Source organism: Anabaena sp. CCY 9613 (genome assembly GCF_963920895.1).
In the GTDB taxonomy this organism is placed as follows: Bacteria; Cyanobacteriota; Cyanobacteriia; order Cyanobacteriales; family Nostocaceae; genus Cyanocohniella.
In genome coordinates, this window is record NZ_CAWUDE010000029.1 from 13,693 (window position 1) to 36,433 (window position 22,741).

The 22,741-nt window shown below is 41.3% G+C and carries 24 protein-coding genes, 1 tRNA gene and 1 pseudogene; 18 read left to right on the forward strand and 8 right to left on the reverse strand.

The window, feature by feature from the left end; genetic code table 11:
- Window positions 1–15: 15 nt before the first annotated feature.
- The gene (locus tag ACM0OT_RS22710) at window positions 16–174 is read left to right on the forward strand and encodes a hypothetical protein (protein WP_414566645.1); all 159 of its coding nucleotides are present in this window, start codon (window positions 16–18) and stop codon (window positions 172–174) included.
- A gap of 83 nt (window positions 175–257) precedes the next feature.
- Window positions 258–917, forward strand: coding sequence for a Uma2 family endonuclease (locus ACM0OT_RS22715; protein WP_414566646.1), 660 nt, complete (start codon window positions 258–260; stop codon window positions 915–917).
- Between the two features lie 242 nt (window positions 918–1,159).
- On the opposite strand, the gene ACM0OT_RS22720 is transcribed toward ACM0OT_RS22715, so the two are convergent.
- Complete coding sequence (locus ACM0OT_RS22720; protein ID WP_414566647.1) at window positions 1,160–3,865, reverse strand: CBS domain-containing protein; 2,706 nt, start codon at window positions 3,863–3,865, stop codon at window positions 1,160–1,162.
- Window positions 3,866–4,005: 140 nt separating this feature from the next.
- On the opposite strand from ACM0OT_RS22720, the gene psbZ reads away from it, so the two are divergent.
- The 6 genes from psbZ to ACM0OT_RS22750 all read left to right on the forward strand — a co-directional run bounded on the left by psbZ (window position 4,006) and on the right by ACM0OT_RS22750 (window position 7,879).
- A complete protein-coding gene (gene psbZ / locus ACM0OT_RS22725; RefSeq protein ID WP_414542292.1) occupies window positions 4,006–4,194 on the forward strand; it encodes a photosystem II reaction center protein PsbZ in 189 nt (62 codons plus the stop codon).
- A 163-nt stretch (window positions 4,195–4,357) separates the two neighbouring features.
- The gene (gene ribH / locus ACM0OT_RS22730; RefSeq protein WP_414542293.1) at window positions 4,358–4,936 is read left to right on the forward strand and encodes a 6,7-dimethyl-8-ribityllumazine synthase; all 579 of its coding nucleotides are present in this window, start codon (window positions 4,358–4,360) and stop codon (window positions 4,934–4,936) included.
- A 97-nt stretch (window positions 4,937–5,033) separates the two neighbouring features.
- A tRNA-Gly gene (locus tag ACM0OT_RS22735) sits at window positions 5,034–5,105 on the forward strand.
- A gap of 612 nt (window positions 5,106–5,717) precedes the next feature.
- Window positions 5,718–6,125: a hypothetical protein gene (locus tag ACM0OT_RS22740; RefSeq protein WP_414566648.1), complete on the forward strand. Its 408-nt coding sequence runs from the start codon at window positions 5,718–5,720 to the stop codon at window positions 6,123–6,125.
- A 4-nt stretch (window positions 6,126–6,129) separates the two neighbouring features.
- A complete protein-coding gene (locus tag ACM0OT_RS22745; protein WP_414566649.1) occupies window positions 6,130–7,395 on the forward strand; it encodes a glutamate-5-semialdehyde dehydrogenase in 1,266 nt (421 codons plus the stop codon).
- A 16-nt stretch (window positions 7,396–7,411) separates the two neighbouring features.
- On the forward strand, window positions 7,412–7,879 hold the full coding sequence (locus ACM0OT_RS22750) for a GNAT family N-acetyltransferase (RefSeq protein WP_414566650.1): 468 nt from the start codon (window positions 7,412–7,414) through the stop codon (window positions 7,877–7,879).
- A 63-nt stretch (window positions 7,880–7,942) separates the two neighbouring features.
- Here ACM0OT_RS22750 and ACM0OT_RS22755 read toward each other — a convergent pair.
- Window positions 7,943–8,254: pseudogene (locus ACM0OT_RS22755) on the reverse strand (DUF2891 family protein); the annotation flags it as partial.
- Between the two features lie 141 nt (window positions 8,255–8,395).
- Here ACM0OT_RS22755 and ACM0OT_RS22760 point away from each other — a divergent pair.
- Together ACM0OT_RS22760 and ACM0OT_RS22765 are read left to right on the forward strand one after the other, a co-directional pair.
- Entirely contained in the window at window positions 8,396–8,665 is a 270-nt protein-coding gene (locus ACM0OT_RS22760) for a hypothetical protein (protein WP_414566651.1), read from the forward strand.
- A complete protein-coding gene (locus ACM0OT_RS22765; protein ID WP_414566652.1) occupies window positions 8,635–9,081 on the forward strand; it encodes an HNH endonuclease in 447 nt (148 codons plus the stop codon). The genes ACM0OT_RS22760 and ACM0OT_RS22765 overlap by 31 nt, the downstream gene beginning before the upstream one ends.
- A 216-nt stretch (window positions 9,082–9,297) precedes the next feature.
- On the opposite strand, the gene ACM0OT_RS22770 is transcribed toward ACM0OT_RS22765, so the two are convergent.
- The 3 genes from ACM0OT_RS22770 to ACM0OT_RS22780 form a co-directional block, all read right to left on the reverse strand.
- Window positions 9,298–10,365 carry a fatty acid desaturase gene (locus ACM0OT_RS22770; RefSeq protein ID WP_414566653.1) on the reverse strand — a complete coding sequence of 356 codons (1,068 nt, stop codon included), beginning with the start codon at window positions 10,363–10,365 and terminating at the stop codon, window positions 9,298–9,300.
- A 202-nt stretch (window positions 10,366–10,567) separates the two neighbouring features.
- Window positions 10,568–11,620 carry a fatty acid desaturase gene (locus tag ACM0OT_RS22775; protein WP_414566654.1) on the reverse strand — a complete coding sequence of 351 codons (1,053 nt, stop codon included), beginning with the start codon at window positions 11,618–11,620 and terminating at the stop codon, window positions 10,568–10,570.
- A gap of 242 nt (window positions 11,621–11,862) precedes the next feature.
- Window positions 11,863–12,681 carry an acyl-CoA desaturase gene (locus ACM0OT_RS22780; RefSeq protein ID WP_414566655.1) on the reverse strand — a complete coding sequence of 273 codons (819 nt, stop codon included), beginning with the start codon at window positions 12,679–12,681 and terminating at the stop codon, window positions 11,863–11,865.
- A gap of 85 nt (window positions 12,682–12,766) precedes the next feature.
- Here ACM0OT_RS22780 and ACM0OT_RS22785 point away from each other — a divergent pair, with 85 nt between their 5' ends.
- Window positions 12,767–13,996, forward strand: a complete 1,230-nt coding sequence (locus tag ACM0OT_RS22785) for an aminotransferase class I/II-fold pyridoxal phosphate-dependent enzyme (RefSeq protein WP_414566656.1) — start codon at window positions 12,767–12,769, stop codon at window positions 13,994–13,996.
- 67 nt (window positions 13,997–14,063) lie between these two features.
- On the opposite strand, the gene ACM0OT_RS22790 is transcribed toward ACM0OT_RS22785, so the two are convergent.
- Together ACM0OT_RS22790 and ACM0OT_RS22795 are read right to left on the reverse strand one after the other, a co-directional pair.
- Entirely contained in the window at window positions 14,064–14,441 is a 378-nt protein-coding gene (locus ACM0OT_RS22790; protein WP_414566657.1) for a GxxExxY protein, read from the reverse strand.
- Between the two features lie 34 nt (window positions 14,442–14,475).
- On the reverse strand, window positions 14,476–15,669 hold the full coding sequence (locus tag ACM0OT_RS22795) for a Coenzyme F420 hydrogenase/dehydrogenase, beta subunit C-terminal domain (RefSeq protein ID WP_414566658.1): 1,194 nt from the start codon (window positions 15,667–15,669) through the stop codon (window positions 14,476–14,478).
- Between the two features lie 86 nt (window positions 15,670–15,755).
- Between ACM0OT_RS22795 and ACM0OT_RS22800 the strand changes: the two genes are divergently transcribed.
- From ACM0OT_RS22800 to ACM0OT_RS22830, 7 genes are all read left to right on the forward strand, one after another.
- Entirely contained in the window at window positions 15,756–15,938 is a 183-nt protein-coding gene (locus ACM0OT_RS22800; protein ID WP_414566659.1) for a hypothetical protein, read from the forward strand.
- A 779-nt stretch (window positions 15,939–16,717) separates the two neighbouring features.
- Complete coding sequence (locus tag ACM0OT_RS22805; protein ID WP_414566674.1) at window positions 16,718–18,166, forward strand: glycoside hydrolase 100 family protein; 1,449 nt, start codon at window positions 16,718–16,720, stop codon at window positions 18,164–18,166.
- A 330-nt stretch (window positions 18,167–18,496) separates the two neighbouring features.
- Entirely contained in the window at window positions 18,497–19,912 is a 1,416-nt protein-coding gene (locus ACM0OT_RS22810) for a glycoside hydrolase 100 family protein (RefSeq protein ID WP_414566660.1), read from the forward strand.
- Window positions 19,913–19,979: 67 nt separating this feature from the next.
- Window positions 19,980–20,198 carry a hypothetical protein gene (locus ACM0OT_RS22815; protein ID WP_414566661.1) on the forward strand — a complete coding sequence of 73 codons (219 nt, stop codon included), beginning with the start codon at window positions 19,980–19,982 and terminating at the stop codon, window positions 20,196–20,198.
- Window positions 20,195–20,464 carry a hypothetical protein gene (locus ACM0OT_RS22820; RefSeq protein WP_414566662.1) on the forward strand — a complete coding sequence of 90 codons (270 nt, stop codon included), beginning with the start codon at window positions 20,195–20,197 and terminating at the stop codon, window positions 20,462–20,464. The genes ACM0OT_RS22815 and ACM0OT_RS22820 overlap by 4 nt, the downstream gene beginning before the upstream one ends.
- A gap of 135 nt (window positions 20,465–20,599) precedes the next feature.
- Window positions 20,600–21,949 (forward strand): 16S rRNA (cytosine(967)-C(5))-methyltransferase, encoded by a 1,350-nt coding sequence (locus tag ACM0OT_RS22825; RefSeq protein ID WP_414566663.1) that lies wholly within the window; start codon window positions 20,600–20,602, stop codon window positions 21,947–21,949.
- A gap of 58 nt (window positions 21,950–22,007) precedes the next feature.
- Window positions 22,008–22,430 carry a TerB family tellurite resistance protein gene (locus ACM0OT_RS22830; protein WP_414566664.1) on the forward strand — a complete coding sequence of 141 codons (423 nt, stop codon included), beginning with the start codon at window positions 22,008–22,010 and terminating at the stop codon, window positions 22,428–22,430.
- Window positions 22,431–22,513: 83 nt separating this feature from the next.
- Here ACM0OT_RS22830 and psb35 read toward each other — a convergent pair whose 3' ends face one another.
- On the reverse strand, window positions 22,514–22,732 hold the full coding sequence (psb35, locus tag ACM0OT_RS22835; protein WP_414566665.1) for a photosystem II assembly protein Psb35: 219 nt from the start codon (window positions 22,730–22,732) through the stop codon (window positions 22,514–22,516).
- Window positions 22,733–22,741: the final 9 nt, after the last annotated feature.

Genomic DNA, 22,741 nt, shown 5'->3' on the forward strand with positions numbered 1-22,741 from the left:
GGATAGTTGAAACTTATGGAATCTAAACTTAATAAATCACGGTTAAACGCCTTGCTAGTTGGTTTAGCGCTGGGAGGTGATTTATTATTTGCAGTAATTGATATCGTTATCAGTGTTTACTTTGCTGTCAATGCTATCAATGAAAATGGTTCTGGGGTTATTAACCTGCAATAGATGATGAATATGAAGATGGAACAGTAAGGTCTGCGATCGCTAATGATAAAATACAATAAAGGCTTGCAGCAGGCTCAATAGTTATGACCATTGCTCAAGAAATAGAATCAGCAGAAAACATCACTCAAGATGTAACATTTCCCCCTAGTGATTTATATAGTGATGAGCCTCCCTGGGAAACTGAACTACATCTAGAGCAAATAATCCTACTTTTCAAGTGCTTGGAATGGCTGTGGCGAGATAGAAATGATTTTTATGCGGCAGGAAACCTAACTATCTACTACAGTCCACACCAACGCAAATCACAAGACTTTCGGGGGCCAGACTTTTTTGTGGTGTTGGGAACGGAACATAAAACCCGCAAAAGTTGGGTAGTTTGGGAAGAAGACGGTAAATATCCCCATGTCATTGTAGAAATTCTTTCTGATTCCACAGCTAATACAGATAAAGAATTAAAGAAACAAATTTATCAAGATACTTTCCGTACCCCGGATTACTTTTGGTTTGACCCCTACACATTAGAATTTGCGGGATTTCATTTAGTAGATGGAGAATATCAACCTCTACAAGCAAATGAACAAGGACATTTGTGGAGTCATCAACTAGGTTTATATCTGGGAGTTCATCAGGGGCTAGTGAGATTTTTCACAGAAGTCGGCAAATTAGTACCAACGCCTGAAGAAACGGCAGAACGTTTGGCTGCAAAACTGCGAGAGTTAAATATTGATCCAGATACTATTTAAACCAATTCGCAATTCGCAATTCGCAATTCGCAATTCGCAATTACTTGTTGTAACTTGGATTTATACCCCGCCACAACACTTGCGGCTTGATAGGAGCCGGGGACTTAAACCCCTATATTTTGTTAATAAAATGGGTGAAAAATTTCATGACTCTACTGTAAAATTTACCCCTGCATAAGTATCACTGAGGGGAAGTTGAAAATCTCTTATTTGTAGTGATAATAATGTAAAATAATTAAAATTTATTGAGGGTAATGCTGGGCTAAAAATTCTTCAGCTTCTTCTTTATTTTTAATTACTTCATCCAGCGTAGCTGCAAGTAACTCATCTAAAATTTGTCGATATTGGGGGCCTGGTTTATAACCTAATTGCTTTAAATCATTGCCATTTAATATTGGCTGTACATTCGTCAAACTTGTCAAATAATGCCATATCTGCCGCCTAATATTTCGCTGACTTTGTAAGGCAATTAAAATCAACATGGGTAAATCATAATTTCTGAGCAACTTCACTACTTGACTGGGACGCTGACACTGGGGTAATAATTCCATGACCTCAGTTTGGGATTTAGCTAAGTTTTGTAACCGTTTGATGCCATCTTCATGTAATTGCAAATTATTAGCTACTTTACCTCGATATTTGGGTGCTAAGTGGGCAATTAAAACTTCTAGGCGCATTTGCCAGTGAATTAGAGTTAATTGGGGGTCAAATCGCTGTAAACAACGTTCTAATAATCGCAATTGTCGTAAAAGTTCTGGGTTTAACTCTAGGGTAGGATGAATGCACTTTAACGCCCCTAAGTTATCGAGTAACTGTAAAGCAAGTTGCCAATATGGGGCTTCTAGGATGTGTTTTAATTCTGTCTTCAGTCGAGTTTGTAGGGCTGGGGTTTTGGTATTGCTTTGGGCAGTGCGATCGTAAACACCACTGTTAATGGCATAGTGAATAAACTCTGCTGTTTGTGGTTCAATTGCAAAGCCAAAACGCACCGCAAACCTGACACCACGATAAATGCGGGTGGGGTCTTCAATAAAGCTGTTGGCGTGTAATACTCGAATGTGCTTGGCTTGTAAATCTAGTAAACCACCGAAGAAATCGAGTAATTCCCCAGCGCGGGGAGAGGTAAGGCGTAAAGCTAAGGCGTTAATTGTAAAGTCACGACGATACAAATCTTGACGAATAGAACTAGCTTCTACTTCCGGATTTGCTGCTGGATAAGGATAAAATTCTGTTCTAGCGGTGGCAATATCTACCCACAAAGAATCTAATTCTGGATCTTTATGCCACAATAAAGCCGCAGTTTGAAAAGCCCCATGAATTTCTAACCGCGCTGCTGGGTAAATTTCCTGGAGTGCTTTGGCTAATTCTACACCAGCCCCAACATCTGCTGTTTGATGAAAGCCATCAACTACTAGGTCAATATCGGAAATCATTAATGTACCTGTGGCTGATTCTGCTAGCAGCAAATCCCGCACTGCACCGCCTACTAAATACAAATGCCAACCCCGTTTTTCTGCTGCTTGTGATGCTGTAGTCAGTAATTGCCACAATTTAGGTGTAAGACGATTTTGCAACTCAGTCAAAGATGGAAGCTTAACTTCTGTTTCCCCCATCTCGCCATCTCGCCATCTTCCTTCTTCATCAGCTTGATGTAATTCTCGTAACACATCTGTACGAGTGACAATTCCGACTAATTGCCCTTTTTCTAGGACTGGTAAGCGTCCAATATCGTATGTCACCATCAGTGCTTCAATTTGTGGCAGGATGGTATCTGGTGTAATGGTTTTCAAGTTTTTGGTCATATAGCCTTTAACTGGCGCATGACTAAATCCGTGATGTAAAGCAATATCAATATCCCGTCGGGAAATAATTCCGACTAATTGCCCTTGGGTATCCACTACCGATAAACCAGAGTGTCCATACCGTAATAAAATGCGCTGCGCTTCTGCAATGGTGGTATCTGGGCGAATGGTTCGTACAGGGGATGACATCAAATCCCTGGCTGTGGGGGGATGGGGAATTGAGGTTTTAATCCCTTCTAGAAGTTGTTGGACTATTTCTTGGGTATCGACTCCCCGTAAACTCAGCGATGTGGCTTGAGAATGTCCACCACCACCAAACTGTTCAAATAATACATTAAGATGTACGCCGGGAATTTGCGATCGCCCAATTACTGATAAACGTGAATCGTCTTGTCCGTGGCTATATTCGTTGGCTAACAGTAAGGCATCAATTTCGGTTAACTCCATTAGTTGTGACGCTAAACTTGATAACCCTGGGACAAAATTTTCTGTTTTTAATATTACCCAACCAATAGTATATCCATGCAAACAAAAATTCTCTAAATTTTCCAGCGCCTCTGTTAATAACTGCTGTAATTGTGGCGATAACCCAGGGTCAAGGTAAGTCGAAATTACCGACGAACTTACTCCTTGTTGCATCAACCAAGCCAAAGCTAAAGCATCCCGTGGTGTGGCACTATCAAAAGTTAACGAGCCAGTATCAACGTGAATCCCTAAAGCCATAACTGTAGCTTGGGAGGAATTCAAGGAAATTTGCTGTTTTTGCAATTGTTCCACCATTAAAGTGGTCGTGGCTCCCACAGCTTCAATGTAGGATTGTGTCGCTGGGATATCTAATTCTTGCCCTAAGTGATGGTCATAAACTATGATCTCTTTTAAATGGGGTAAATCTAACCACTCAGCAGCTTTACCCAGGCGATCGCGCTGTTGTGTATCCACAACTCTGATAGAACGAATTTTTTCGGGATTCACCGCACGTCTTTCAATGAGAGGATACTCATCTCGGTGTAACGCCAAAAAATCTCTGACGGGTGGATGTGCGCCACCACTCAGGACAATTTTACTTCCTGGTAGTAAGCATGTTAGCCCGACTGCCGCTCCTAAAGCATCAAAATCAGCAGTTGTATGGCAAAGAATTAAGTCCATAGTCTTTAGTCAATAGTCTTTGATCACTGACTATCTATAGTGACGCGATTTCTGCTAGCTTAACAAATAAGGAAAAACTGTTAGTGTCGTCCTTTAGGATATTCTATTTTTAGTATTGCGCTGTCTTGGGAGAAGCAAAAATGACCATAATATTCCAATTCGCTTTAATAGCTCTTGTTGCCATGTCTTTTGTTTTGGTGGTTGGCGTACCTGTTGCCTATGCTACCCCCCAAAATTGGGTGGAATCTAAAAAGCTTCTGTGGCTGGGTTCCGGAGTTTGGATTGCTTTGGTACTGTTAGTTGGTGTATTAAACTTTTTTGTAGTTTAGGCGATTTCACTTTCTTATACAGACAAATAGCATAGTGACTACAGGAGCAGAAGAGCCAAGAACAAGATTTGCTTGTTCTATTTACCTAATTGTGCTCTCCTGCTCTTCTGCATTTAAAGAAGAAATGTATATTGGCCAGAGTTATATTTGATAAGAGGCAGTCATGGCAGTTTTCGAGGGAACTTTTACACAAACGGAACCTTTGCGTTTAGCAGTGGTTATCGGTCGATTTAATGACCTGGTAACAGGCAAACTGCTAGAGGGATGTCAAGATTGCTTGAAACGTCACGGTGTAGACCCAGACCCCCACGGTAATCAGGTGGACTATGTTTGGGTACCGGGAAGTTTTGAAGTGCCTCTGGTCGCTCGTCAACTAGCACTTTCCCATAATTATGATGCTGTAATTTGTTTGGGTGCAGTAATTCGCGGACAAACGCCCCATTTTGATTATGTATCTGCTGAAGTATCTAAAGGCATTGCCGCCGCTAGTTTTCAAACAGGAGTACCAGTGATTTTCGGCATTTTGACAGTGGATACCATGCAGCAAGCATTAGAAAGAGCAGGTATTAAAGGTAATCATGGTTGGGATTACGCCATGAATGCCCTAGAAATGGCTAGTTTAATGCGGCAATTGCGCTCTAACCTCAATGAGTCATATCCTCGGAATACCCAATCTTTGCCAGCATCGTTTCAGGGTAACAGTTTAGGCAATTTAGCTGCGGAGTCTGAAGAACTGGGCTGAGGCTTATCCTAAGTGCTGGGTAAATTGACTCAGCACTGAAAAATTAGGGGTTGACAAACAAAAATAAATCTGAGAACATAGAGTTTACATGAGAAATGCGGGTATAGCTCAGTGGTAGAGCGTCACCTTGCCAAGGTGAATGTCGCGCGTTCGAATCGCGTTACCCGCTTATGAAAAACCTAATATGTAAGTCAAGGATTGTAACTACAACTTTTGTGTTTGTAGTTTATTTTTATTTTATATGGTGTACTACACTTGATTCAAGGTGGCTAGTGAAACAATAGTATTGTCAGGTGCAAAACATAGTTCAGTACTGAAGTGAGCCGCCATCTACCTGAAAAAAAAGTCACTGATTGATGTCGTGATTGGTGAAATATCACCGCAATCCTGATTTAATCGGAAAAAGTTGATACTAATAGTAGTGACCCCAAAAAATTAGGGTTTGCTGGTATCTGTTGCCCGTAGGTGCAGCCTTCCCAAAAAACTTGTGTTAGGAATGTTCGCCACGTAAGCTTAGAAATGTACCAGTTATGCCAGCACAGTAAATGCCCAAAATCTAGATCACATGAACAGAAGTAGATTATTCAACAAAATGGTCAGCACTCAAAGAAGACAAAAATAATGGTAATGGTTAGCTGTATCTAGCATTGCTAATCATCACAATGTTAGCATCGCCTTTGGTATTGATAAAAAAGCTGATTAGAGATAAACCAAAACCCAGGCATGGGGAAACGGTTTGCTCACGCAACATGAAAAACACGCTCAAGTCAGTAGAACGCTTGTGCAACCACAAAAACCTGAAAAAATTGACTTTAATAAGGAATATCCCTGTCCTTGCCGTCGCAAAGGACAATTAGTTCCGATTACCCTGACAGAAGCATTTGGTTGCGATCGCTGTCAGCAAATCTTTGTAGTAGAGGATAATGGTCATGTCCTAGAACAGCTTTCCACCACCTATCCCTACAAGCGAGCTTGGCGCTGGACAGGAAATAGTTGGCATATTGTGCCGACTCGGTTGGGAGAAAGCTATCTACCCATAGCACTAGGCATTATTTTCGTGCTAGTGATTATATGGTTACCATTAGCACTGCGATTGGCAAATAGTTCCAGCATTATTGCTTGGGCGATGGTGGCGGTGCTGTTGGCTATTCTGCCAGCACTAATGGTCTGGCTTACCTACAGACGTTAATTCCATGACCGTTGAAGTTTTAGATGATTACCCCGAACCAATTACTAGCGCTCAACGCGCTTATCAAGCTTCCCTAAAATTGGGATTCACCAAGGGAGCAGACCGCAGTCGTGCTGTGTTGGCAATGGCTGAGGCTCTGGAAGGCTCATTTGACGACATTTTAGAAGCTAATACTTTGGATTTGGAAGCCAGCAAAGAAATGGCTGTACCAGAGTTAATTTTAGATTGGCTGAAGCTCACTCCTTCACGACTAGAAACCACAGTGGAAATTCTCCAAAGGTTGGGGGAATTATCAGATCCGTTGCGGCGGGTGAGGAATGCTGACTATCAATTAGAAGACTCCCAAAGTTACACTCAGTTAATGCCTTTGGGAGTAATTGGGTTTATTTATGAAGCATTTCCCGATTTAGGGGCGATCGCAGCTGGTTTATGTATTAAAACTGGCAATAGTATTATTCTCAAGGGTAGTACAGAAGCTAGTCATTCCAACGAGGCGATCGCTAATGTCTTGCAAAACGCCATTGAGGAAGTTGGTTTACCGTCAGGCTGTGTGGAACTAATTACAGCCGAACACGGTGCTTCCATTCGTGATTTAGTCACCCAAGATAAATATGTAAACTTAGTCATCCCCTACGGACGTTCGACTTTAGTCCAACAGGTGATGCGACAATCAACTTGTCCAGTATTAAAATCAGCAATGGGTAACTGCTACCTCTACTGGTCACTCAACAGCAGTTTAGACATGATTCGCTGGATGATTATGGATAGCCATGAAAGCGAACCAGACCAAGTAAACGCCATTGAAAAAGTACTGATTCATCGCCAAGCCTTACCTTCATCTTTAGCGGTTCTGTGGAACAGCTTGAAGGAAAAAGGCTTTGAAATCAAAGGCGACGAAGAACTAGTAGAAGCTTTCCCTCACTTACACCTAGTGAAAGAAGGCGAGTGGGGTAGCGCTTATTTAACAAAAACCGTAGCCTTTAAACTGGTAGATAGTTTAGAAGATGCGATCGCCTGGATTAATCAATATAGTAGCGGTCATGCTGACTCTATTGTCACGGAATCTTATCAAGAAAGTCGCCAGTTTGCCTTGGGTGTGAACAGCGCCTCCACCTACATCAACACCTCGCCACGTTTTTCACGTAACCCTTCACGGGGAGACTCAGTATTTCTTGGTATGTCCAATCAAAAAGGACACCGCCGGGGATTTATTAGTTTGGAAACTCTAACCACTGTGAAACACATCGTTCAGGGGAATGGACGGTTTTAGCAGTGGGGAATGTTAAATGATTTTGCCACAAATAGTAGTTACCCCTGAAAATCCCACTTGTTCTGCTATTCAAGAATTGATTAGGGAACTGGATAATTATTTAGCGGCTCTTTATCCTTCTGAGAGTAATCACGGTCTTGATATTTCTGATCTACTTCATCAATCGGTCACTATTTTCCTTGCCAGATTAAACAATGAACCAGTTGGCTGTGGAGCTTTAAAATATTTTCCAGAGGGTTACGCAGAAGTGAAGCGTATGTATACGAAACCCGGTTTTAGAGGGAAAGGAATTGGCAAAAAAATCCTAAATCAAATAGAATTAACCGCAAAGCAGTCCAATATTTATACGCTGCGGATAGAAACAGGCATCTATCAACCAGAAGCCATTGGACTATATGAAAAACTTGGTTTTTATAGAATCCCTTCATTTGGAGATTATCAACCAGATCCATTAAGTCTTTTCTTAGAAAAACGCCTTGTCTAGTTTCCGAAAAGCAATTGCTGTAATTCCTGCAAGCAACATATTTTTGTAGTCTTATGTAGCGTGTTACTGAAATAATCCACGCGCAGTTACGAGATAAACCGCAAACGTCCCTAACCAATGACTACTGGAATAATGTTCATCTGCGACATCTATTAGCCCAAATTGACGATGTAAATCAGCAGCACAACGAAGTACATCAACTCGACAATCATCAATTGGCAACCCTGAAATTATACCTTCCATCATCCAAGCACGACTAAGATTAAGACCGCGAAAATGAGATTGTAAAAAGTCGTTAGGATTCGTGACTTTTACAGGTGGTAACCAGTTTCCCTTTTCTTCAGTAAGTAACTGAGGGAGAAAAGTAGTCAGCCAATTAGCAAAATCTAATCATCAAGCCTTTGTAGCATAGCTTTGCTTAACAAGAATGAAAAATATACTCAACATAAATAGAAAACTTAGTATTCTAAATTAGAATTTAAGGCACAATATAACTAAAGACACCGTGAACACACCATGACGACTCAACTAATGGTTCAACCATCATCCTTAATATCTTCTGGCATGAGGATGAGCGAATTTGGTAACATCTACCTATTTAAATTTACTGAGGAACTACAGTCACGTTTTGAAGAACTTTTAGAAAAGAAAAAAAGTAATACTCTTACTCCTGAAGAAGAAGCTGAATATGTAGGTATTTCCGAATTAGAGCGAATCTTTACTTTGATTAATGCTCAACTAGCAGCGAAAAGTCAATGGTGTCCGAACAAACTCGAAGACTTGTAAGACAAAGAGCTAAATTTCTTTGCGAATACTGTCACTCTCCAGAATATCTGAGTCCAGACCGTTTTACCATTGACCATATTATGCCCCAGTCTTTGGGTGGCTCTGATGAACTGGATAATTTGGCATTAGCTTGTCATCGCTGTAATGAGCGTCACTACAATTTCATATTAGCTACTGATCCTCAAACCCAAGAACAAGTACCTTTGTTTAATCCTCGTCAGCAACAATGGTCAGATCATTTTATTTGGACAAAAGACGGTATAAAAATTGTCGGTACAACACTTACAGGGAGAGCAACTTGCAATCGCTTTGACTTCAATGATGAACGTCGGGATGAGCCTTCAATTCAAGTGGCTCGTCGTTTTTGGGTAGAAGCAGGTTGGCATCCGCCACAATCAGATCCACTTCAAAAATAAACCAGATCCATTGAGTATTTTCTTGGAATGCAATTAAGGGACTAGCTCAAAATCTTTAATAGTGAGAGTCATACAACTTTTTAGATATCCTTCACCTTAAATTTACCATCCAATTTTAGAATCAACACTCAATATCTTTATTCTCCTCTTTGTGTGAGACAAAAAAAAGTCCGCACAAGCGGACTACATAACACCAGATTTTCATCTGCTAGTCATCTACTTCTTATCCGAAGTGTAGTAAACCTTACTACCTGTATCCGGGACAAAACGACAGCTAATAGCAGAACGCCATAGCGATTTCCAAATAGGTTCTGAGGACTTACGGAAATATTCACCCATAATTGGTTTAATCGCCTCAGTCGCCTTCAGTAAATTGTAGTGAGGCATATTGAGGAAAATATGGTGAGCAACATGAGTACCAATATCGTGATGGATATGATTGATAAAACCGTAATCTCTATCAATACTAGAAATTGCACCTTTGAGAAAATTCCAATCTTCTCCACGATACCAAGGAATATCTTGCTCTGTATGATGCAAAAATGTCACCAAATCTAGCCAAATTACAAACACAATGTAAGGCATGGCGTAGTATTTTAGTAACCACATCCAACCCCATTGATAGGTAAGGAAACCCAGCAAACCTACCATGCCAATCCAGAGTACAGTACTGGTGATAATATCCCATTTTTCAGATGGCTTAAAAAGTGGGCTACTCGGTGAAAAGTGAGAGCCTTCCTTACCCGGAGAACGTTTAAATAAATATACAGGATAAGCCAAAAGAAAGACATAATATCTGCCTATCTTTTGCATCAAGGGCATTTCCTTATATTGTGATTCCGTCACAGGGTACCAGCTTTCATCGTTATCTAGATTGCCAGTATTTTTGTGGTGAGTTCTGTGGCTAATTCTCCAACCGTGATAAGGAACTAATATCGGTGTGTGAGATAAATGTCCAATTAAATCATTGAGCCATTTCTGTTTAGAAAAAGATTGATGTCCGCAGTCATGCCCAACTACGAACAAAGCCCAAAACATTGTTCCTTGCATGACCCAAAAAATAGGCCAAAAATACCAAGAATCCAGATAATGTGCTACGGCATAAAGCACACTGATAATCAGGATGTCACGAAAAAAGTAAAATAGGGATTTGGTCACACTAGGCTGAAAACATTCAGCAGGTATTGCGGCTTTCAAATCCTGAAGAGTAAAGGGCAGTTGGGTTTTTTCTTCAGACAAATTACAGTCATCAGGATTATTAAAAGCGATGGTATTTGATTGCACTGGATTCTTTTGTGGGATATAAATCGGATTTTTTTGACATATCTCTAGTATCAGCTTTGACTAATACGCAAGAAGATAATTCTGGTAATTCACCTAACAATTTAAGTAGATAAAGAATTACCAGAATCTATTCAATTTACAGGATAATAAACGATATTGCAAACAGCAAATACGCTCATAGTCCAACTACTGGCAATGCTATTTATTTTCCTGCGTAATATTCGTTGAAAGTTTGATAACCAATATCAGTTTGGTACAATTGACATTCGTCTGTAATTTGCTTCATTAAAGACCAAGAAAACTGACATTCATCATGTAGATAAGGCTGCCAATTTTCCTTGATGCTACTGTAAGCCATCCGCAAATTATAAGAAGGAATAGCAGTAGAAATGTGATGCGGAACATGGACATTGATATCATGGCACAGGATTTCTACCCATCGGGGATAATCGCAGTGAATGGTACCAAATAGCTGTGCTAAAGCCTCATTCCACTTGTTTGCTGCCACAAATGGCACATCTGAGGTAGTGTGGTGAACGATAGTGAAGGTACTCATCCAAAAATGGTAAACCATCCAGGGGAGTAGCCAAAATTTGACAAATCCCCAAATACCAGTTGTAGCAATCAACAGAGGAAATGCGATCGCAGCAAATACAACGACTACAGCCACCGAAAGCTTTACACTTGATTGGTCTTTGGTTTTGAAGTTCCGCCAGTCAAAATGCACTACTGCCCAATGTCCTATGGAACCTACCCACCACAGACGCTTACGCATGAATCCTTCAAAGGCTGACTGTCTGAAGGGAGTCCAATTGGCAAACACATGTGTTCTAATGGGATGCCAAGCATTATCCTCATCCAACTTATTGGTATGAGCATGGTGATAGTTATGCTTAATCCGCCAACTGTGAAACGGATAAATTAAAGGCATCATAAATATGTGTCCCACCAAATCATTTACCCAACGACGGTTGGCAAAAGATCTGTGACCACAATCATGGCCAATTACAAAAAAACCTGTTAAAGCAGTACCTGTAAAAATCCAAGCTAGGGGCAAGAGAAACCAAGGACTGATTGTCAGCATATAGTAGCCCAAGGCAACCATAGAGACACTGAGCATAGCTTGTGTCCAAGCTTGACGACGGTTCTTTTGAAAACATTCCCGTGGCAAGCTTTTGATTATATCTTTTAACTTCAGGTTGGGATCGCCGAGGTCATCGCCTAATTTTTGGCTGTTGATTATTGATGTAGTCATGGACACCTGGAAAACAACACGCGTTACTGTCAAGTCACCGAAAACAGTGACTTGTCGCAAAATTTCTTAACATTAGCGTCTCGGATTATAGCAACCTAAGCTACACAAGCGCACTATTTTTAGTAGCTGTGGTCAATATTTTCCGAGAGTGTGAATGGTTATTAGTTGTTGGTAGAAATTACTTTTTAGCCAATAGTGAACAAATTCTGTAATTTATCCACTATTGACCATGAGTTGACAAATTACTGCTTTTTGTCGGCCAACTTGACATTAGTCGCTAGACCAAATACTTGCAGCAATTGAATGGTCATCCAAGTTAAATCGATTTCCCACCATTCCAGCCCGTGACGAGCTGAGTATTGAAAAGCATGGTGGTTATTATGCCAGCCTTCACCGAACACTAGCACGGCGACCCACCAGCAGTTAGTTGAGCGATCGCCTGAATCATGGCTGCGATAACCAAATTTGTGGGTAGCACTGTTTACAAGCCAGGTGCAATGATAAACCCAGACAATGCGAACAAAGATACCCCAAACCACAAAAGGCCAGCCACCCAGGTACATGAGTAATAAACCTAGTGCCACCTGAATCAAAATGAAATATTTCTGTAAAAACTGATAAACTGGGTCTTCTGCAATGTCTTTGGTGAAGCGAGGAACGTCAGCGTGAGAGGGAGAATGATAAATTAGCCAACCCATATGACTCCACCAGAAGCCTTTATTGGAATCATGGGGGTCTGGTTCGGTATCAGAATGTATATGATGAATGCGATGTGTCCCTATCCACTCAATTGGTCCACCTTGACAGGCCAATGTCCCACAAAAAACCAAGAAATATTCTAGCCATTTGGGAGTTTGAAAACTGCGGTGGGTAACCAGGCGGTGAAATCCCAGGGTAATACCTAGACCACCTGTCACCCAATAAAGAAACAAACCCACACCAACGGCCGCCCAGCTAAAGTTACCAGGAACAAAGGCAAAAAGCGCGCCGATGTGCAGAAAAACGAAAAACAGGGTATTTACCCAGTTAACTTGAGGTTTAGTTGAAGTAGCAATTGTCATGCAATAACCCGAATTGAAATTGTCCAGCCTAATCTGCGCGATTGGAAAATCCGCATATCTATAATTTTTTTTGAAAGAGGAACTAATGAACAGCTTGGAACAGCTGCAACAAGCAGAACAGGCATTGATAGAGATTTTTTCTGGAATTGACGCTCAGGTCAAGCATAATCTAAAAAGAGTCTTGGATGCCTTTCGTAATCACCGTGTAGGCGCACACCATTTTGCTGGTGTTAGTGGTTATGGTCACGATGATTTAGGACGAGAAACTTTAGATAAAGTTTTTGCCGAAGTCATGGGTGCTGAAGCTGCGGCTGTGCGAGTACAGTTTGTTTCTGGAACTCATGCGATCGCCTGTGCTTTATTTGGTGTTCTCCGTCCTGGAGATGAGATGTTAGCAGTGGTCGGTTCTCCTTACGATACGCTGGAAGAAGTCGTTGGTTTGCGGGGTCAAGGTCAAGGTTCCCTTATTGAGTTTGGCATAAATTACCGTGAATTGGAGCTAACTCCAGAAGGAACTATAGATTGGCAAACCTTATCTCATAGTGTGGCTGAGAATACGCGTTTAGTATTAATTCAACGTTCTTGCGGCTATTCCTGGCGACCGAGTTTATCAATTGCGGATATCGAAAAAATAGTTCATCTAGTTAAACAACAAAACCCCAATACTGTCTGTTTTGTAGATAACTGTTATGGCGAATTTATTGAAACCAAAGAACCGACAAATGTGGGTGCGGATTTAATGGCGGGGTCGCTGATTAAAAATCCTGGGGGGACGATTGTCAACGCCGGTGGTTATGTGGCTGGTCGAGCTGATTTAGTAGAAGCAGCTGCTTGTCGTTTGACTGCTCCCGGTATTGGTAGTTATGGTGGTGCGACCTTTGACCAAAACCGTCTGCTCTTCCAAGGCTTATTTTTGGCTCCCCAGATGGTGGGGGAGGCGATGAAGGGGACTCATTTGACTGGGTATGTGTTTGATAAGTTGGGTTATCCGGTGAATCCTGCACCCTTGGCGCCGCGTGGGGATGTGATTCAGGCGATTAAGTTGGGTTCTGCTGCCAAGCTAATTGCTTTCTGTAAGGCGATACAACAGCATTCACCTGTGGGTTCTTATTTAGACCCTATTCCCGATAATATACCGGGGTATGAGAGCCAGGTGGTGATGGCTGGGGGGACTTTTATTGAGGGGAGTACTTTGGAGTTTTCGGCGGATGGGCCTTTAAGAGAGCCTTATGTGGTTTATTGCCAAGGGGGGACTCATTGGACTCATGTGGCGATCGCGCTAGAGGCGGCGATGGACGCTGTGGGGATGGTATAAGAATGTTTCGCGCAAAGGCGCAAAGACGCAAAGGAATTAAGAGTTTCTTTTGCGTCTTATGAGGTGATTATAGTCCGTTGACAAGTCGTGTTATGCCATCTTTAATCAGTTCTTCACCGAAGTTGATGAGCAAACCAAGGCGCTTGTTGGCAAGGCGAAGATATGTGATCAGTTGCTTTTTGTGTACTGGATGAACGGCTTCCAAGGATTTGATTTCAATAATTACCTTATCTTCAACAATGAGGTCAGAACGAAAGCCTTCCTTTAGGTGTATACCCATATAAACTAATGGAATTGGTTGCTGCCGAACTACCCATAATCCTCGACTTTCTAATTCATAAGCCAGAACTGCCTCATACACTGATTCCAGTAGTCCAGGGCCTAACTTTGTGTGAATCTTATACGCAGCATCAACAACCTCCTTAGCGATCTGATTCTCATTCATTTTTCTTTGCGCCTTTGCGCCTTTGCGCGAAACATTACTCCGGTAACTTATACTGCCCAACAATCCGCTTCGCAAACTCCGGTACATGCTCCTCTAACTTCTGTGGATGATTCCGCTTCACATACAAATAATTCCGTGTAAAATGCGAATCAATGGAAAACCGAGCATACTCCAAACCCTTAGGCCCAATCTTCTCAATCACCACACCCATAAGTTTCGCCGCCCACATGGGCAAAGTCACACCCTTATCGTAAGCAGGAATACTTTGTTGCACTGCCTCTTTCCTATTCCCTTGAGACATCACAGGCTGGGTATCTAACTGGTCTTGCACCAAATCCAACATTTCCTTACCTGTATCATTCCTGACCACAATCCACTGCCAACCGAAGGGTGCGCCCATATAACCCACAACTAAATCTGCCAGTGAGTTGACGTAATCAAAACAACTCATACAGGAAGGGGCAAAGACGTCTTTAAGTTTATTCGTCTTCAAACCAAAGAATGGCACTGTTTCTGTAGAACCATCTTCATGTTTGAAATGCACCCGGAAGTCTTGCATGAATTCATAATGTACTACTGTCTCAGGCGATCGGCTGGTGGTTTCTAAGAATTTTTGCAGTCCTGCACGGGTCACGTTATCTACACAAGGTGTACCTAAGACATACAACTTTTCTAAACCTAGTTGTTTTTCCACAGCCCTGAGTGCTTGAATTTGGCAACCCACACCAATTACTAATAATCGCTTCATTCCGGATTGCTCTATTTGTTCCAAAATAGATAGGTTGGGCGATAATGTTGGTTTATTTACTTTCGCTGCCAGTATTTCTTCTGGGGTACGAGCAATTACAGGCATGGGTTGAAAGCGGTCTTCTTTAGTGTTTTGCACACAGACGACACCTTCCACTAAGCCGCGATTGAGCATTTCAATGGCAATGCTACTAACGATACCCGTCCATTGTGCGCCTTCGATGGGCTGCTGTTTCCGGGCGGCTATCATGTCTTGATGCACACCAAAGTAGAGTTCATTGTCGTTTTCTAAGTCACGCGATCGCCTGTGGGTTTTTTCTTCTAAGTCGCCTATTTGCTGATTAATAAAGGCGCAAGCTTCCTTGACATAGTGAATATAGTATGTATCACACAGTCCGCACTCGCTACAAAGTTCTTTAGCAGGGCGACGGCTGGTAGGTTTGAGGGCTTTGGCTTTTTTGTGAGGAGAAACTGAAGTCATATAAATTCTTTGTTTTATCCAATAATCGCTTTTATTACAATACCTTCACAGGCTATGAACTTGAAGATAAAGGAGAAAAAGGAATTTTGTTTCACGCAAAGACGCAAAGGCGCAAAGAAGAACGCAAATTAGCCGGCACTGTACAAAGTTTGGTTATTAGTGAATCACCAATTAAACCAGAACTCATTGATGTTAACGGTTCTGCCAGTAACCAAACTTCAATGCCAGCAATTAATCGCACTTATCAAGAATTTCAAGACAAAAAATGACTAATTCGCTAATTATTTAGTTTAATAACTGTTCTATGTAAATTATTTATAAATTAAGCAAAATTACTCAATATTACTTGCATATAGTCACGATGATTCCACTCTCATTATGAAAGCTTGATGATTGTTTCAATAATTACTTTCAGTCAATATTGAGAGTTACCTGTAAATTTGTAAAATGTAGCGAAAAACCTGCACCTATTTTAAGTTATGTGCAATATATATTTTCCGAGCTTATTCCCTAAAATCCACCATTTAATAGAAAATTAAGTTAATATATATACCCCCATAGGAGTATTGATATCTAAAATTTTTCCGCGTTTGTATTGCATATTCTGAAAAAACATTATAAATTATTAACTTATAGGGGAATAATTTAATTGGCAATTTTCAGGTCTAAATGAAGATTCAGTAAATATACTGCGAATAGTTTAAATAGCACCCCTTGAACAATACCGGAGATATATTTCTGTTTGGGTAGGTAAAGTTCCTGATGTACAGACTATGGGACGAATAATCTAGAAATATATCTTATGTGATTGTTCTGAGATATCACGGTATTGCTTGAGGTGAAAAACCGTTAATTGCAAATCACCCAAAATATCATTTTTAAAAATAAATTATTGGCTGATAAATTATCAACTTAATCGATTGTTTATAGGTTATTTATTAAAATAACTCTGCCATGAAAAACATAGCTTTTGCTATGCTAAAAATAGCAGTAATTAATGAAGGCGCATCCACTACACATTCACCCCCTCAATGGAGTTACTATGGCGATGCCAATAAATGAATTACTAACAGATGAGAATATAGAAGAACAAGCATGGCGAGCGCTAGAACAGTCAATTCTCTATTATCAAGGTCGCCCCATTGGGACTGTAGCTGCTTATGATGTGTCTGTGGAAGCACTGAATTATGACCAGTGTTTTGTCCGAGATTTTGTCTCGTCAGCTTTAATTTTTTTGATTAAAGGTAGAACAGATATTGTTCGGAATTTTCTCGAAGAAACTTTAAAGTTGCAGCCAAAAGAAAGAGAATTAGACGCATATAAGCCCGGACGAGGGTTAATTCCGGCTAGCTTTAAAGTTGTATCTGTTAATGGCCAAGAATACTTAGAAGCGGATTTTGGCGAACACGCGATCGCCCGAGTTACTCCAGTAGATTCTTGTCTGTGGTGGATTATTTTATTGCGTGCTTATATAGTCGCCACCAAAGATTATTCCATAGCCTATCAACCTGATTTCCAAAATGGTATCCGGTTAATTATGGAAATCTGCTTGGCGAATCGTTTTGATATGTATCCCACACTGTTGGTTCCTGACGGTGCTTGTATGATTGACCGTCGGATGGGCATTTATGGGCATCCTTTGGAACTGCAAGTGTTATTTTATGCGGCTTTGCGGGCGGCGCGGGAGATGCTAATTTGCCAAGGTAATCAAGATATTGTCGCCGCCATTGATAACCGCTTACCGCTTTTGTGCGCGCATATTCGCCAGCATTATTGGATCGATATTAATCGTCTGAATGCAATTTATCGCTTCAAGAGTGAAGAATATGGCAAAGCCGCGGTCAATTTATTTAATATCTATGTAGATTCTCTACCCTACTATGAATTAGATAAATGGCTACCAAGAAAAGGCGGTTATTTAGCTGGGAATGTGGGGCCATCGCAGTTAGATACGCGTTTCTTTGCGCTGGGTAATTTGATGGCGATCATTTCTGATTTAGCCACCGAAGAACAGTCACAAGCTATTATGAATCTAATTGAGGAACGATGGGACGACTTGGTGGGAGATATGCCGATGAAAATCTGTTTCCCAGCCTTAGAAAATGAAGAGTACAGAATAGTTACAGGATGTGACCCGAAAAACATTCCTTGGTCATATCATAATGCTGGTAGTTGGCCTGTTTTAATGTGGATGTTGGCAGCAGCATCTGTTAAAACCAACAAAATAGCTTTGGCAAGAAAGGCTATTGAAATTGCCAAGTCACGCCTATGTGAAGATGAATGGCCGGAGTATTATGATGGCAAGAAGGGACGTTTAATTGGCAAACAAGCTAGGAAATATCAAACCTGGACAATTGCTGGTTTCTTATTAGCTAAAGAACTGATGGATAATCCTATTTATTTATCATTAGTTAGTTTTGATGAATTATCTCCAGAAGTAATTTCTAGAGCGTGTGAATTTGAAATTGGCAGTGTAGATCCATTTCTGTCTCATTAAAGTAGCAATAAGTCTGGTGATACTTCAATTGCAGTGTGTAAATTGTCCAAAATAAACCTTAAAGTTACTGCCCCTTTGTAGTTATTAGGGGCTTTTTTATTTTCTAAATTGCTCTTTGTGATCACTTTGAATATGGAGCCTATGGGACAATAAAGTAAATGAGAAACTTGGGTTATCCTGAGAATATGGACGGTGGAATATCGCCCCCAATTGAACGTGGCAAAAAGTTGAGTGGGTCTATATTCATCGCCAAGAAAACACACTGAAACGGCGGAGTTAAATCTAATTTTTCTCTTGCCAAAATCCCATCAAAATGGAGCGTTTCTCGCAATGGAAAGAGAGGAATTAGTAATAGTTGATGACTTAGAGAAACAGGCGTGGGAAATTTTAGAAAAGTCGATTATTTATTATCAAGGCCGTCCTGTAGGTACGGTTGCTACCTGTGACGCTTCACTAGGCGATTTGCATCATGACCATTGTTTTATCAGAGATTTTGCTGCTTCAGCCTTACTTTTTTTAATTAAAGGTAAATATGATATTGTTCGGAATTTTCTAGAAGAAACTTTAAAGTTACAGCCTAAAAAAAGCCAATTAGATGCTTATACTCCTGGTCAAGGTTTGATACCAGCTAGCTTCAAAGTTGTCTCAGATAATGGGCAAGAATACTTAGAAGCGGATTTTGGCGAACATGCGATCGCCCGAGTTACACCTGTTGATTCTTGTCTGTGGTGGGTCATTATACTATACGCTTATGTAAAAGCTACAAAAGATATCAGTTTCGCCTTGCAACCAGAATTCCAGCAAGGAATCATGTTAATTATGGAACTTTGCTTGGCGACGCGATTTGATATGTACCCAACGCTGTTAGTTCCCGATGGCGCTTGTATGATTTATCGGCGCATGGGTATCTATGGTTATCCGTTGGAAATTCAGGCTTTATTTTATGCTGCATTGCGGGCGGCGCGAAAGTTACTGATTTGTGCAGGTGATGAAGAAATTGTCATTGGGATTGATAACCGCTTACCTTTATTAAGAGATCATATTCGCCATCATTATTGGATTGATATGAAGCGATTGAATCAGATTTATCGCTTTAAGGGTGAAGAATACGGAGAGTCAGCAGTTAATCAATTTAATATCTATCCTGATTCAATTCCCTATGCTAATTTGGCGATTTGGTTGCCTAAACATGGTGGTTACCTAGCAGGTAATGTTGGCCCATCGCAATTAGATACTCGTTTCTTTGCACTGGGAAATATGATGGCTATTATTTCCTCGTTAGCAAGCGAACAACAGTCCCAAGCAATTATGAATCTCATTGAGGAACAGTGGGATGACTTAGTGGGAGAAATGCCGATGAAAATCTGTTTTCCGGCTGTAGAAAAAGAGGAGTACAGAATTTTTACTGGCTGTGACCCCAGAAATATTCCGTGGTCATACCATAATGGTGGTAGTTGGCCAGTATTATTGTGGTCTTTGATTGCGGCGGCTCAAAAAACAGGTAGAAGCTATATTGGCAAACAAGCTTTGGAAATTGCCCAAGCACGGTTAAGTGTAGACCATTGGCCGGAATATTACGATGGTACGCGGGGGTTATTAATTGGTAAAAAAGCTAGGAGATATCAAACCTGGACTGTTACTGGCTTTTTGTTGGCCAAGGAGTTGATGCGAAATCCTGAGCATTTAGCATTAATCAGTTTTGGGCAATTTGATTCGGAGAATCCTTCCCAGTCTTGTGAGTTGTAATTTAAAGCATTTCCTCCCAGTTCTGACTCTGTGAGAAAATTAATCAAACAGAGGATAATTATTCACTATGACAGAATTACTAGAACAAGCGATTATCCAACTCAAAAGCTTACCAGCCAGTCAACAAGATGCTATGGCTAGGATGATTTTAGAAGAACTGGAAGATGAAAAGCGATGGGATGAAGCTTTTGAGCGTTCTTCAGATGCCCTAGCTTTCTTGGCATCTCAAGCGATGGCTGAATATCGTGCAGGTAAAACTCAACAATTAGATCCCGATACATTGTGAATTCTCGTATCACTTCTCAGTTTCGCCAAGCTTTTGGTAATTTACCTGAAAATGTGCGGGAGCAAACCCGTGAAGCATATCGCCAATTTAAACACAACTCAAACCATCCCAGTTTACGTTTCAAAAAAGTGCATCCAGAATTACCTATTTATTCTGCAAGAGTCAGCAGAAGCTATCGAGCCGTTGGACAGTTAGAGGGAGATACAGTTATTTGGTTTTGGGTAGGGTCACATACAGAGTATGAAAGCCTACTATCTCAGTTGTAAGTAGGGTTTTTGCATCAGTTCCATATGTGATGCTAGACAAGAGGGTGATGGAGTGGGCGATCGCCCTTCCATCCGCTCCGCGATCGCCTGGAGCGATAATGGTAAATATTGCCCATCCCTGATTTAAATTTTTCGATGACAAACCCCCGTCAAATAGCTTTTGTCGCTTTGCGAGATGTTCACAAAGGGGCTTATGCTGATGTCGCTTTAGACCGAGTGCTACAAAAGGTTAATTTACCTGGTAATGACCGCCGTTTGTTGACAGAATTAGTATATGGCAGTGTCAGAAGGCAACGTACCCTTGACGCTTTGATAGATCAACTGGCCACCAAAAAATCTCACCAACAACCTAAAGACCTCCGCAGCATTCTACATCTGGGTTTATACCAACTGCGTTATCAAGAACGGATTCCGGCTTCGGCGGCTGTGAATACTACTGTCCAACTGGCTAAGGAAAATGGCTTTTCTGGTTTGACGGGTTTTGTCAATGGTCTATTACGGCATTATATCCGTCTGGCGGACAAATCACCAGAACCTTTAGTACTACCAGAAAATCCGGTGGAACGTTTGGGAATTTTACACAGTTTTCCTGATTGGATGATTCAGGTGTGGTTCGATGAATTGGGTTTGGCTCAAACAGCACAACTGTGTGATTGGATGAACCAAACACCGACAATTGACCTGCGAATTAATCCCCTACGGACGACAATTGAGGAGGTGGAGACGGCTTTTGAGGCGGCTGGTGTATTGGTGAAGCGGATTCTTCATTTACCCCAAGCTTTACGATTAATTGGTAGTGTCGGTGCAATCCAAAATCTCCCCGGTTTCAGTGATGGCTGGTGGTCTGTACAAGATAGTAGCGCCCAACTGGTTAGTCATTTACTCGACCCCCAACCAGGTGAGGAGATAATTGATGCTTGTGCTGCACCAGGGGGGAAAACGACTCATATTGCTGAGTTGATGGGCGATACAGGAAAAATATGGGCGTGCGATCGCACTGCTTCCCGATTGCGTAAACTCAAAGAAAATGCTCAACGGCTACATTTACAATCTATCCAAATTTACACGGGTGATAGCCGCAATTTACCGCAATTTCATCATATAGGCGATCGCGTCTTACTCGATGCACCATGCTCTGGTTTGGGAACTTTGCACCGTCACGCTGATGCGCGTTGGCGACAAACACCAGCATCTGTCCAGCAACTTTCAATATTGCAAGCAGAACTAATAGCACAAACATCAAAGTTTGTCAAATTCGGTGGTGTACTGGTTTATGCTACCTGTACCCTGCATCCAGCCGAAAATGAAGGTGTGATTTCTGCCTTCTTAGCTAATCATCCCCATTGGCAAATTGAGGCTCCCAGCATTGATTCCCCTTATTTTGCCGATTCCACACCCCAAGGCTGGCTTAAAGTCTGGCCTCATCGACAACATATGGATGGCTTTTTCATGGTGCGCTTAAGAAAAACCAACGATTCCGAATGATTACTGTTTGGGATTGTACTATTTTGTGGAGGCCCCGAATCTACCGGAGGAGGCAGCGATGGTTACTGATTCTCATGTGAAAAATTTAGTTAAAATCCTGATTGGAGCTGCCTGGATCGATGGCAGAATCCAGCCAGAAGAACGGCAATATCTGCGGGAAATAGCTCAAGCAAAAGGTTTGGCTACCGATCCAGAGATTAAGCCTTGGCTGTACGAACTGGTTCCTGTGCAACCGCAAGAATGTTATAACTGGGTGCAAGATTATTTAGGCGATCGCCCCAGTCAAGAAGATTGTGAAAATCTCATTGAAGCCATTAGTGGCTTGATTTATAGTGATGGGGAAGTGGCTGTAGAAGAAGCACGACTTCTGACCAAATTACAAGAAATAACAAAACTTAATGATTCTCCGCAACCTGCTTATCAGGCTTTGCTCAAACAAATTCAAAAGCTTTATCGTCGCTGGGTTGAGGTGCAAAATTAATATTTAGTTGCACTCCCAGATAGTGGAGATAATAAGTTGACCAGACGCGATAAACAGCGTCTGGTAATTCGACTCAAAACCACTTAGGACTTTGGTTCACCCACACCCGGAGTTTCTTCTTTGTCTACTTTAGGTACAAAGTCAGGACGATCTTTGCTTTCCCAACCAGCGGGACGCTTAGAGTTGTACCAAGCGATGGAACCAATTGTGACAGCAGCAATAAAACCAACTACATACACCAAAGTAAAAGCTAAAGGAAAATGGGAGGCTTCTCCTGTTGCTGTTTGCATTAATAAATTCATGAGTATATT

Coding starts and splice junctions, on each gene's coding strand:
- ACM0OT_RS22745 (WP_414566649.1), top strand. CDS start 6,130: ATGACCGTTGAAGTTTTAGATGATTACCCCGAACCAATTACTAGCGCT.
- ACM0OT_RS22715 (WP_414566646.1), top strand. CDS start 258: ATGACCATTGCTCAAGAAATAGAATCAGCAGAAAACATCACTCAAGAT.
- ACM0OT_RS22830 (WP_414566664.1), top strand. CDS start 22,008: ATGGTTACTGATTCTCATGTGAAAAATTTAGTTAAAATCCTGATTGGA.
- ACM0OT_RS22760 (WP_414566651.1), top strand. CDS start 8,396: ATGACGACTCAACTAATGGTTCAACCATCATCCTTAATATCTTCTGGC.
- ACM0OT_RS22710 (WP_414566645.1), top strand. CDS start 16: ATGGAATCTAAACTTAATAAATCACGGTTAAACGCCTTGCTAGTTGGT.
- ACM0OT_RS22825 (WP_414566663.1), top strand. CDS start 20,600: ATGACAAACCCCCGTCAAATAGCTTTTGTCGCTTTGCGAGATGTTCAC.
- ACM0OT_RS22750 (WP_414566650.1), top strand. CDS start 7,412: ATGATTTTGCCACAAATAGTAGTTACCCCTGAAAATCCCACTTGTTCT.
- ACM0OT_RS22775 (WP_414566654.1), bottom strand. CDS start 11,620: ATGACTACATCAATAATCAACAGCCAAAAATTAGGCGATGACCTCGGC.
- ACM0OT_RS22805 (WP_414566674.1), top strand. CDS start 16,718: ATGCCAATAAATGAATTACTAACAGATGAGAATATAGAAGAACAAGCA.
- ACM0OT_RS22795 (WP_414566658.1), bottom strand. CDS start 15,669: ATGACTTCAGTTTCTCCTCACAAAAAAGCCAAAGCCCTCAAACCTACC.
- ACM0OT_RS22765 (WP_414566652.1), top strand. CDS start 8,635: ATGGTGTCCGAACAAACTCGAAGACTTGTAAGACAAAGAGCTAAATTT.
- ACM0OT_RS22810 (WP_414566660.1), top strand. CDS start 18,497: ATGGAAAGAGAGGAATTAGTAATAGTTGATGACTTAGAGAAACAGGCG.
- ACM0OT_RS22815 (WP_414566661.1), top strand. CDS start 19,980: ATGACAGAATTACTAGAACAAGCGATTATCCAACTCAAAAGCTTACCA.
- ACM0OT_RS22790 (WP_414566657.1), bottom strand. CDS start 14,441: ATGAATGAGAATCAGATCGCTAAGGAGGTTGTTGATGCTGCGTATAAG.
- ribH (WP_414542293.1), top strand. CDS start 4,358: ATGGCAGTTTTCGAGGGAACTTTTACACAAACGGAACCTTTGCGTTTA.
- psb35 (WP_414566665.1), bottom strand. CDS start 22,732: ATGAATTTATTAATGCAAACAGCAACAGGAGAAGCCTCCCATTTTCCT.
- ACM0OT_RS22785 (WP_414566656.1), top strand. CDS start 12,767: ATGAACAGCTTGGAACAGCTGCAACAAGCAGAACAGGCATTGATAGAG.
- psbZ (WP_414542292.1), top strand. CDS start 4,006: ATGACCATAATATTCCAATTCGCTTTAATAGCTCTTGTTGCCATGTCT.
- ACM0OT_RS22780 (WP_414566655.1), bottom strand. CDS start 12,681: ATGACAATTGCTACTTCAACTAAACCTCAAGTTAACTGGGTAAATACC.
- ACM0OT_RS22720 (WP_414566647.1), bottom strand. CDS start 3,865: ATGGACTTAATTCTTTGCCATACAACTGCTGATTTTGATGCTTTAGGA.